Here is a 10471-nt window from a genome sequence, read left to right on the forward strand (position 1 = left end):
TTGTTTACTGGATTAGGGATTAGTTGCACGATATTAATGGCAGTCCTTCCGGGAGCCATATACTTTATTCATAAGAAACTCACAACGTATGGAGCACAGCCTTGGAATACTGATGCACAAAAAAAGAAACCTGAATGATTTCAGGTTTCTTTCGCGCAAAGCAAATGTGAAGGGGGATACCTTCTATGTATGCTTTGCTTATAAAAGCCCTAACCAATGTACCAATTGTGTAGAGAGGAATGTCACAACAATGGCGATAACGGTAGGGATTGCAAACGATAAGAATGTCCATTTTGCACTTTTTGTTTCTTTATATATGTTAACCAGTGTTGTTCCACATGGGAAATGAAGAAGTGAGAACAACATTGTGTTTAACGCTGTTAACCAAGTCCAGCCATTTTCTAAGAATAGATTTTTAATTTGGTTAAAATCATCTATTTCAGTTAAAGCTCCGGTTGATAAGTAAGACATTAATAAAATCGGGATAACAATTTCATTCGCTGGTAGTCCAAGAATGAACGCAGCTAAAATGAATCCATCAAGTCCTAACATTTTAGCGAATGGATCTAGGAAGTTTACAAAATACATAAGTAAGCTTGTGTCACCGATGAAAATATTAGCTAGTAACCAAGTTAATGCAGCCGCAGGGGCAGCTACAACGATAGCTCGTTTTAAAACATAAATTGATTTATCGAGTGTTGCACGTACAATTGTATTCCAAACTTTTGGCTTACGGTACGGTGGTAACTCAAGAGTGTAGTGAGTTGGCACACCTTTTAAAGCTGTTTTTGATAGTACCCAAGAAACAGTTAATGTCATAATAACACCAATTACAACCATTCCAACTACAACGCCAGCAGTAACTAATGTTTGCATACTACCTGTATAACCAGCAGCCATAAATAATGAAGCCATTAAAATTAACATAGGCCAGCGACCGTTACAAGGAACGAAGTTGTTTGTTAAGATTGCAAGCATACGTTCACGTGGTGATTCAATAATACGCGTTGACATAATAGCGGCTGCATTACAACCAAATCCCATTGCCATTGTTAAAGATTGTTTGCCATGTGCACCGGAACGTTTAAATAAGCGATCCATATTAAAAGCGACACGTGGTAAATATCCGTAGTTTTCTAATAGTGCGAACATAGGGAAAAAGATTGCCATAGGTGGCAACATAACGCTAATAACAGCACCGATACCACGGAATAAACCAAGTATTAAAATGCCATGTAGCCATTCGGGTGCATGTGCTGCCTGGAACCAAGATGTTAAATATCCTTCGGCCCATCCGAAAAACTCAGCAATCATATCAGATGGTACGTTAGCACCTGCAATTGTAAGATAAAAAATAATAGATAAAATACCGAGCATAATTGGAAATCCCCAGATTGGAGATGTGAAAATTTTATCTAGTTTTTCAGAACGATACAATTTATCAGTATTTGTATATTGAACAGACTCTTTACATATGCTTGCAGATGTTCGATAAATATCTCCGACAATATCATCTCGTATATCTTCTTTTGAGAGTGCTTGTGCATGTTGAATAATATAGTCTAATGGAAGAGCTTTACTGGCTGAGTGAGATTCCATTCATTACGACCTCCCTTACAAGTGGTTCATTATGGTGTTTTTGAAGTGTAGTTAAGAAATTTTTATCTCCATCTAATATACGTAACGCAATCCAACGTGCTGGATACGTATCACCGAACACTTTATAAATTTGTGGTTCTAATTCCTGAATCATATTTTCGATTTTTTCACTGTAAGAAATTTTAATTGGTGTTGGAATTAATTTTTTATTTGCTACTTTAGCGATAACACTTAGCAAATGCCCAATACCTACTCGGTTACGAGCAGAAATCTTAACTACAGGTACACCGAGCGATTTTGCTAATTTCTTTTCATCAATAACGATGCCTTTTTTCTCCGCTTCATCAATTAAATTAATACAAATGACTACATTGCTTGTCATTTCCATCACTTGGAGGGCTAAATTTAAATTTCTTTCCATTGCAGTTGCATCTATAACAACTACAGTTACTTCTGGTTTTTCAAATATAATATAATCTCTTGCTACTTCTTCATCCGCAGAATTTGAATATAGTGAGTAAGTTCCAGGTAAATCTATTAATGTATATTTACTTCCGTTATGTTCATATTCCCCTTCAGCTTTTAAAACAGTTTTTCCCGTCCAGTTTCCAGTATGTTGTTTTAAGCCTGTTAAAGTGTTAAATAATGTACTTTTCCCGGTATTCGGGTTGCCAGCTAAAGCAATACGATGTTTGCTCATCTGAAATCATCTCCTATTAATACCCCGAAAATAAGGGAACTTTCTTCCTTACGTAGTGCGATAGTTGTATTGCTTACTTGATAAGCGACCGGATCTCCAAGCGGACTGCGCTGTAATACTTTAATTGTTGCCCCAGGGATAAATCCTAAGTCTAATAAACGTCGTTTCATAGTTCCTTCTAATTGTATCTTCTCAATTTGTACGAACTCTCCTGTCTTAAACTCGGAAAGTGGTTTTGTATTAGCCGATACCATAAAAGTTACCTCATCTCTATATTGTTTGTTTAAGTTTAAAAAGTTTCCTTAGGTAAACTTTTTGTTAATAATATAGTAGACTACATTGGATGATGCTGTCAATTGGTACTTTAAAAATATTCATTTATTTTTAGAATTGTTCCAATTTATTTAGTTGTACTAAAAAATATTACTGAAATTCTGTTGAATGTAAATAAAGTAAGAGTGTAAAAGTTAAAAGATACAATGTATTTGTAAATGTATTTTTAATTAAAAGGGGAAAAGAGCGAAAAACATTTACATTGAATTTACATTGTTAAGAATAAATTTACATTACAGCTTAATTCGTGTGGATTTTGTTGGGTTCTTTAACTATAAATGTTGGGATTCCTAGCTTTTAAGGGCTATTATCGTCATTTACTTAAAATTAAAAATTGCTTAACACTCACATAATATTGTTGTCCTACAATGAATTTGTGTTCGAAAGAAAATGAATTCGAAAAGTGAGAATCCAAATGGGGGTACAAGACATGGTTATGAAAAAAGGTATTAAATTTTCTTTAGCGGCTTTAGTGGTAGCAGGAGCGTTAGTTGGATGTGGGAAAGCAGATGATACAGCTAGTAAAGAAACTGCTAAAGGAAGCGATAATACAAAACAAGAATTATCAGGTACGATTGCAGCAGCTGGTTCTACAGCTCTTCTACCTCTTGCGGAGGAAGCTGGAAAGAAATTCATGGAGAAAAATTCAAAAGTTTCTATTCAAGTGCAAGGCGGCGGTAGTGGAACTGGGATTAACCAAGTAGCATCGGGTGCAGTACAAATTGGTAATTCAGATGTTCCATCAGGGGATAAAATAAAAGATGCTGAAAAAGCGAAAGAATTAGTAGATAACAAGGTTGCGGGTATTGCATTCGCGCTTGTCGTAAATAAAGATGTAAAAGTTGATAACTTAACAGTGCAACAAGTACAAGATATCTTCACTGGGAAAGTAACAAACTGGAAAGAGTTAGGCGGGAAAGATGAAAAAATCAACGTAATTAACCGTCCAGCTTCATCTGGTACACGTGCTACATTTGAAAAGACAGTTATGAAAGAAGCGAAAATTAACGATGGAACTGGTACAACACAAGATTCTAACGGTGCAGTAGAGCAAGCGATCAATTCTACTCCAGGTTCAGTAAGTTATTTAGCAATGTCTTACATGGTTGGCGATAAAAAAGGTGCGCTACAAACAGTGAAAATTGATGGTTCTGAACCAAAAGTTGAAAACATTTCGTCTGGTAAATATCCATTCTGGTCTTACGAGTACATGGTAACAAAAGGTGAAGCGAAAGAAGCAACGAAAGCTTACATTGATTATGTAAAAGGCAAAGACTTTGAAAAGCAAGTAGAAGATATGGGTTACATCCCGATGTCTAAATTAAATAAGTAATAAATTTTTATGGGGCTGGCTGCAAGGCCAGTCCTGTTCATTTCAATCTATGAAGTGGGGTCTGACCTGTGATGAAGGGGAAAAAACAAATTAATTACGTAAAAAGTGAATATATAGGAAGATCGCTTGTTACGTTTTGTGGTATTTTTATTGTTTTAATTACATTAGCTATTATTGCTTTTATTTGCGGTAAAGGTATTCAATCTTTTACACAAAGTGGTATCTCATTTACTGAGATGTTAACATCGACAAAATGGAATCCAAATGCTGACGAAGGAACCTTCGGGGCTTTGATTTTTATTGTAGGTTCAACGGTGGTTTCGTTAGGTGCGGTTATTATTAGTGCGCCAATTGCTATAGCTCTTGCTATATTCATGAATTTAATTTCGCCAAAGTTTGGAAATAAAGTATTGAAGCCCGTTTTAGAATTATTAGTTGGTATTCCTTCGGTTGTATACGGATTATTAGGGGTTACGATTTTAGTGCCACTATTACGTGATTCGTTCGGGGGAGTGGGATTTAGTCTAATTGCGGGTATTGTTGTATTAAGTATTATGATTTTACCTACTATTGCTAGTATCGCTTCTGATGCAATACGCTCTGTTCCATTTGATTATTTAGAAGCTTCTTATGGTCTAGGATCGACGAAATGGCAAGCGGTTAGCCGAGTGATTGTTCCTGCTGCGAAAAAAGGGATTTTAACAGGTGTTGTTTTAGGTTTAGCGCGTGCTTTTGGTGAAGCATTAGCAGTTCAAATGGTAATCGGGAACACAATTAAATTACCAGAAGGAATATATAGCCCGACAGCGACGTTAACTGGTATTTTGACAATGGACATGACAAATACATTAAACGGAACTGCTTGGAATAATGCGCTATGGACTTTAGCGATGATTTTACTTGTTATTTCATTCCTGTTTATTTTAGTAATTCGAGCGATTGGGCAAAGAGGTGAGCGATAATAATGAATGCAAGAACGGTAAATAAAATTTGGACAGGTATCTTTTATGCAGTTGCAGCTTTAGTTGTAGCTCTGCTAGTATTCTTAGTGTTTGAAATTCTGCAAAAGGGATGGGGATTTTGGGATCCTGATTTCTTGTTTGGAGAACCAAGTAATACAAGAGCTGGTGGTGGGATTGGTCCACAGTTATTCAATTCCTTCTACATGCTTGTTATAACGCTTGTTATATCTATTCCTCTTGGGTTAGGGGCTGGAATATATTTAGCAGAGTACGCAAAACAAGGGCGCTTTTTAAATTTTGTTCGTTTATGTATTGAGACAATGGCGTCGTTACCTTCGATTGTTGTTGGTTTATTCGGTTTGTTAGTGTTCGTTACCATGACAGGTTGGGGATACACAGTAATGGGCGGTGCTCTTGCTTTAACTATTTTAAACTTACCAGGTTTAACACGTGTTTGTGAAAATGCGATTTCAGAAGTGCCTCATAATGTAAAAGAGGCAAGTCTTGGATTAGGTGCAACGAAATGGCAAACAATTGCTCGTATCATTATTCCGTCGTCATTACCGCAAATTATTACAGGTATTATTTTAGCGGCAGGTCGTATATTTGGTGAAGCGGCAGCGTTAATTTACACAGCGGGTTTAACATCCCCGATTTTAAATTCAGCAGCGGACTTCTCAAGTCCTGCCCATCCTCTAAATCCATTTAGACCAGCTGAAACGTTAGCGGTTCACATTTGGAAGTTAAATTCTGAAGGAGTTATTCCGGATGCAAAGTTGATTGCGACAAAATCTGCAGCTGTATTAATTATTATGGTATTACTATTCAATGTTATTTCGCGCTTGGTAGCATCTATATTGCATAAGCGTTTTACAGGAGCGAAAAGAAAAAGTAAAACGACGAAGAAGGTAAAAGCAGCATAAAATACAAAAAGAACTCTCTACTTATAAGTAGAGAGTTCTTTTTGTATTTTAATATAGAAGGAATGGATGTAATGATTGTTGAATTTGTAATTGATTATATAGATGAATAGGTACAGATGAGAGGAGAAGTTAATTTGTTTTTTCTACAAATGTCAGGTTTTCCTGGATCGGGAAAATCGACAGTTTCTAAGTATATAGCGAAGTTAACAGGTGCTGTAATTGTAGATCATGACGTTTTGAAATCGGCATTGTTACAATCATTAGAAATGAAAGGGGTTGAATCGACAATTGTTGGAGGAGTATCATACGATATTGAATGGGCATTGATTGATTCTTATTTAGAACAAGGGCATAGTGTTATATTGGATAGTCCGTGTCTATATGAAGGGATGGTTGAAAAAGGAATAAAATTGTCTAATAAACATGGTGTAAAATATAAATATATCGAATGTTACCTTAATGATATGGAAGAGATTAATCATAGGCTGCAAACACGTAAACGTATGGCCAGTCAGATTGGAAAAGTGGATTCGGAAGTAGCTTTTAAAAAGTGGTTAGATGGTAGTAAGAGACCTTCGAATACTGAATATCTTATTGTAGATTCTGATAAACCTCTAGAGCGATATGCTCAAAAAATGATGGATTATATGAGTAGGTAGAGAAAAGCGTTATCTTCATTCATGAAGATAACGCTTTTCTTTTAAATATCAGGTGTTTCTGTGGAAGTGCTTATTTTTCTACGAGAGCGTCTTTTTCTCCCGATTTTATCTAATAGTTCATACATAACTGGAACGACTACTAATGTAAGAACGGTTGAGACTGCTAAACCACCGATGACAACGACGGCAAGACTTTTTGATACCATGCTTCCTGCTTGCGATTGACCAAATAGGAGAGGGAGCATAGCGACGATTGTTGTTATAGCTGTCATAATGATTGGACGTAATCTAGTGGATCCCGCTTCTAGTAAGGCATCTCTTGTTTCCATTCCGTGTTCCCGATTTTGTTGCACTCTTTCTATTAATACAATCGCGTTTGTAACGACAATCCCGATTAACATTAATGCGCCGATCAAGGAATTTACATCAACGGGTGTTCCTGAAATGATTAATCCTAAAATACCGCCAACAGCAGCTAATGGTAAGGAGAACAAAATTGCAAAAGGAGCGCGCGCCTGTCCGAAGGTGATAACCATAATTAAATATACAATCCCGATTGCAATCCCCATAATTTTGAATAAATCTGTGAAGTTCTCTTGCATAGATTCAGTTGCACCTGCAATAGTTACTTTTGCGCCGCTAGGTAAGTCTAAGTTAGCTATCGTTTCGTTTACTTCTGCGCTTACTTTACTTAAATCTTCATTTGAGGCCTCGGCAGTAATTTGAATCGTTTCTTTTCCGTCTTTATGGAAGACTTCTGTTTGAAGTTTCTTTTCTGAAATAGTTGCAATGTCTTTTAAAGGAATTGGTCCATTGATAGGTGATAGTATGTTTGTGTTTAAAATGTCTTCTTGTTTAGTGATGTTTTCTTTTTTGTGTTCTATTATAATAGTTGTTTTTTCATTATTGATTGAAACTTCACCAATAGGTGATTTCTTCATAAGGAATGCTACTTGTTGTGCTGCTAATTCTGGTGTTAAGCCTAGTTGTTCGGCCTTTGTTTGATCAACATGGATTTGCCATTCTTTCTTAGAGTCTTCTAAATTTGTTTTTACTTTAGAGAGAGCAGCCATATCTTTTAGTTTTGTTTCGACGATAGTAGCAGCCTCTTTTAAATTCGTTTCGTTAGTTGCTGTTACGTTAAATTGCAAATTGTTGCCACCACCAGAGCTTGAATAACTTGTTTTTATATAATCTAGTTCAGCAGGCTCAAAAGCTTTATGTTCTTTCTTTAACTCTTTAATATATTGATCAATATTAGAGCCTTTCTTGAAGACTACAAATATACTGGCAAGATTATTTTTTGTCGTTTGTCCCCATTGTGCATCTTCTGCGCTAGATCCCATTCGTAAAATAACATCTGTTACATCCGAATTAGAAAGTAATTTCTTTTCGAAATCGAAGGCTTTTTGTTTTTGCGTTTCAGGAGCGTAATCAGCTGGGAAAGTCATATTAATAGATAACATTGTGTCGTCTTCAGATTTTATGTTCGCTTTCGGTAGTAATACATAGGCTGCAATTGATCCTGCGAATAATAAAAAGGCGGTAAGTAGAATAATGAATTTATGCGAAAGAGCCCACTTTAATGTAGCGACATATCGTGGTGAAGAACTTGGCTTTTTGTGTTTTGTTTTTTTGAGTAGTAAAAACGCCATAAGTGGAACAACTGTTAGTGCAACGATTAAGGATGATAGTATAGAATATACAACTGCTAATACCATAGGTAACATTAATTTTCCGATTACTCCTGATACGAGGCCGATAGGTAAGAAAACAGCGACTGTTGTTAAAGTAGAAGAAGTAATTGCGACGGCGACCTCTTTCGTTGCATCGAGAATAATATCTTTAGAGAAAGATTCTTTTTGTAAACGACGGAAAATATTCTCGATGACAACGATACTATCATCAACGAGACGTCCAACTGCAACTGCTAAACCACCAAGCGTTAAGGTGTTAAGTGTGATGTTAGATTGGTGTAGTAAAAAGAGTGTTAATAAAATAGATAATGGAATACTGACAACGGCGATGAGTGTCGTTCGGAAGTTACGCAAAAAGATTAAGATAATTAGAGTTGCAGCAATTGCTCCAAGAATTACTTCTTTGCCCATACTAGTAACAGCATTTTCAACTTGCTCATGAGTTGAGGCTAAAAGTTTAATAGAAAACTGATCTTTATATTGTTTACTTATATCTTTGATTTTCTTATCGATTTCCTTTCCGATTGCAACTGCATTTTTACTTGGCTCTTTCATGATGATTAATCCGGTTCCTTCTTCTCCGTTTATATGTGAGATTGTATCGTAGTGTTGTTTAAGTTCAATTTGAGCAACATCTTGTAATTTTACTTGAGGTGCAACGGTTATGTTTTTAATATCATCTACATTTTTTATATCCCCAATGACACGAAGGTTATATTCTTCTTTATTAACGGTAATTGCTCCAGCTGGAGTGGAAGTTTCTTTTCCTTGTAAAACCTTTAATATTTGTTCTGTTGTTACGTTTTTATCTTTTAATTGGTTTGGGTCTAGTATGATAGATAATTCAGAGGCTGATTTTCCGAAAAACATAACGTTGGCAACACCATCAATGCTTTCGAGTTGTGGTACGATTTCTTTTTCGATTTGTTTTTCATCTGCTTTTGAAAATCCGTTTTGCTTCTGGATAGCAATTTGAGCGAGTGGAATCATAGAAGTATTTAATTGGCTAACTATGGGTTTAGTTGCATCTTTAGGTAATTTAATTGTGTTAATGGCCTTTTCAACTTCGCGTGCTGCGTCTTTCATGTTTGCTTTGGATGTATACGCGATATCGATACGTGATAACCCCTCGTGCGTAGAAGAGGTGATGCTGTCGATGTGTTCTAAATTGCGAAATTGTTTTTCGAGGGGATCAGTTACTTCTTTTGTCATCGCTTCAGCGTCGAGTCCTTGAGATAAGGTTGTGACAGTGACTGCTGGATTATCGATGCTTGGTAAAAATTCCATAGGTAATTTAGATCCGGAATAAACGCCAAGTACGGAAATGAGAAAAACCATGATGATAACAGCGGCGCGGTTTTTTAATGAAAACTTTGTTAACCTATCCATAAAGTAATTCCTCCATTGGTTTATTTATAGTTGAGTACGTCCTTCCTTACTATATAACAAAAAATGGATATTTTTCATTAATTAAATGTAAAAAAATTCTAACAATAATCTTAAGTTAATGTTTTTGTTGGAATTTCATTATTTATTCCGCTATTCGCCGAGCGATAAGACTATTACCTAATCGAGCTGTCTGTAAACAACCGATTCGTTCAATTAATAGTTTGTGTGGAGGAACAAAACTAAAAATCGGCATGTTTGCTTTATGTAGGAAGTGGTGAATCTGTTTTTTTAGTTTGGATTGATTTGTTTTTTATATTGTTAGTCTATAGAGAAGTAAATGATCAGGGCTTTAATATAGAAGAGAATGAAAATCTAGGAAGGGGTTATGAAATACAGTTTGGTTAACTAGAGTGTATTGGTATACAATTTAAATAGCTGTTTTCCATAGATGGGAGGAGGTGTCTCTATATAGAAGAAAGTAGGATGGATATTTTTTTGTGTTTTTTAAAAAAACACTTGTTATTTAAAAATCATGATGGTATATTAATAAACGTCGCTGACGCGGAAACGCAGAAAACGACAAAAAAAGAAATTTTAAAACGTAGTTGACATCGAAAAATGAAGATGTTAATATAATGAAGTCGCAACTGAGCGGCAGACTAGTTCTTTGAAAACTGAACGAAACAAACAACGTGAAACGTCAATTTTTATTTTTAGATGCTAGACAAACTAACTTTATTGGAGAGTTTGATCCTGGCTCAGGATGAACGCTGGCGGCGTGCCTAATACATGCAAGTCGAGCGAATGGATTGAGAGCTTGCTCTCAAGAAGTTAGCGGCGGACGGGTGAGTAACACGTGGGTAACCTGCCCATAAG

9 protein-coding genes and 1 rRNA gene are annotated in these 10471 nt (G+C 35.9%); 6 read left to right on the plus strand and 4 right to left on the minus strand.

Annotated elements, in window-relative coordinates; all coding sequences use genetic code 11:
- Positions 1-138, plus strand: coding sequence for a hypothetical protein (locus tag DN389_RS28340; protein ID WP_000493989.1), 138 nt, complete (start codon positions 1-3; stop codon positions 136-138).
- A gap of 60 nt (positions 139-198) precedes the next feature.
- Here the strand turns inward: DN389_RS28340 and DN389_RS02580 are convergent, their stop codons facing one another.
- The 3 genes from DN389_RS02580 to DN389_RS02590 are packed head-to-tail and all read right to left on the minus strand — an operon-like array spanning position 199 to position 2553.
- A complete protein-coding gene (locus DN389_RS02580) occupies positions 199-1599 on the minus strand; it encodes a nucleoside recognition domain-containing protein (protein WP_088061939.1) in 1401 nt (466 codons plus the stop codon).
- The gene (locus tag DN389_RS02585; RefSeq protein ID WP_046953769.1) at positions 1577-2299 is read right to left on the minus strand and encodes a FeoB small GTPase domain-containing protein; all 723 of its coding nucleotides are present in this window, start codon (positions 2297-2299) and stop codon (positions 1577-1579) included. Before DN389_RS02585 ends, DN389_RS02580 begins: the two co-directional genes overlap by 23 nt.
- Positions 2296-2553 carry a FeoA family protein gene (locus DN389_RS02590; RefSeq protein ID WP_000252989.1) on the minus strand — a complete coding sequence of 86 codons (258 nt, stop codon included), beginning with the start codon at positions 2551-2553 and terminating at the stop codon, positions 2296-2298. Before DN389_RS02590 ends, DN389_RS02585 begins: the two co-directional genes overlap by 4 nt.
- Positions 2554-3062: 509 nt before the next feature.
- Between DN389_RS02590 and DN389_RS02595 the strand changes: the two genes are divergently transcribed.
- From DN389_RS02595 to DN389_RS02610, 4 genes are all read left to right on the plus strand, one after another.
- Positions 3063-3965, plus strand: coding sequence for a phosphate ABC transporter substrate-binding protein PstS family protein (locus DN389_RS02595; protein WP_142343649.1), 903 nt, complete (start codon positions 3063-3065; stop codon positions 3963-3965).
- 71 nt (positions 3966-4036) lie between these two features.
- Complete coding sequence (gene pstC, locus DN389_RS02600) at positions 4037-4927, plus strand: phosphate ABC transporter permease subunit PstC (RefSeq protein WP_000676675.1); 891 nt, start codon at positions 4037-4039, stop codon at positions 4925-4927.
- Between the two features lie 2 nt (positions 4928-4929).
- The gene (gene pstA, locus DN389_RS02605) at positions 4930-5850 is read left to right on the plus strand and encodes a phosphate ABC transporter permease PstA (RefSeq protein WP_097858413.1); all 921 of its coding nucleotides are present in this window, start codon (positions 4930-4932) and stop codon (positions 5848-5850) included.
- A 134-nt stretch (positions 5851-5984) separates the two neighbouring features.
- On the plus strand, positions 5985-6509 hold the full coding sequence (locus DN389_RS02610) for a P-loop nucleotide/nucleoside kinase family protein (protein ID WP_088061944.1): 525 nt from the start codon (positions 5985-5987) through the stop codon (positions 6507-6509).
- A 41-nt stretch (positions 6510-6550) separates the two neighbouring features.
- On the opposite strand, the gene DN389_RS02615 is transcribed toward DN389_RS02610, so the two are convergent.
- Positions 6551-9595 carry an efflux RND transporter permease subunit gene (locus tag DN389_RS02615; RefSeq protein WP_149236780.1) on the minus strand — a complete coding sequence of 1015 codons (3045 nt, stop codon included), beginning with the start codon at positions 9593-9595 and terminating at the stop codon, positions 6551-6553.
- Positions 9596-10330: 735 nt separating this feature from the next.
- Between DN389_RS02615 and DN389_RS02620 the strand changes: the two genes are divergently transcribed.
- Positions 10331-10471 (plus strand): 16S ribosomal RNA (locus DN389_RS02620); the annotation flags it as partial.

Origin of the sequence: Bacillus sp. AY3-1 (assembly GCF_008368785.1) — a bacterium.
GTDB lineage: Bacteria > Bacillota > Bacilli > Bacillales > Bacillaceae_G > Bacillus_A > Bacillus_A wiedmannii.

Coding starts and splice junctions, on each gene's coding strand:
- DN389_RS02595 (WP_142343649.1), top strand. CDS start 3,063: ATGGTTATGAAAAAAGGTATTAAATTTTCTTTAGCGGCTTTAGTGGTA.
- DN389_RS02580 (WP_088061939.1), bottom strand. CDS start 1,599: ATGGAATCTCACTCAGCCAGTAAAGCTCTTCCATTAGACTATATTATT.
- pstA (WP_097858413.1), top strand. CDS start 4,930: ATGAATGCAAGAACGGTAAATAAAATTTGGACAGGTATCTTTTATGCA.
- pstC (WP_000676675.1), top strand. CDS start 4,037: ATGAAGGGGAAAAAACAAATTAATTACGTAAAAAGTGAATATATAGGA.
- DN389_RS02615 (WP_149236780.1), bottom strand. CDS start 9,595: ATGGATAGGTTAACAAAGTTTTCATTAAAAAACCGCGCCGCTGTTATC.
- DN389_RS02585 (WP_046953769.1), bottom strand. CDS start 2,299: ATGAGCAAACATCGTATTGCTTTAGCTGGCAACCCGAATACCGGGAAA.
- DN389_RS02590 (WP_000252989.1), bottom strand. CDS start 2,553: ATGGTATCGGCTAATACAAAACCACTTTCCGAGTTTAAGACAGGAGAG.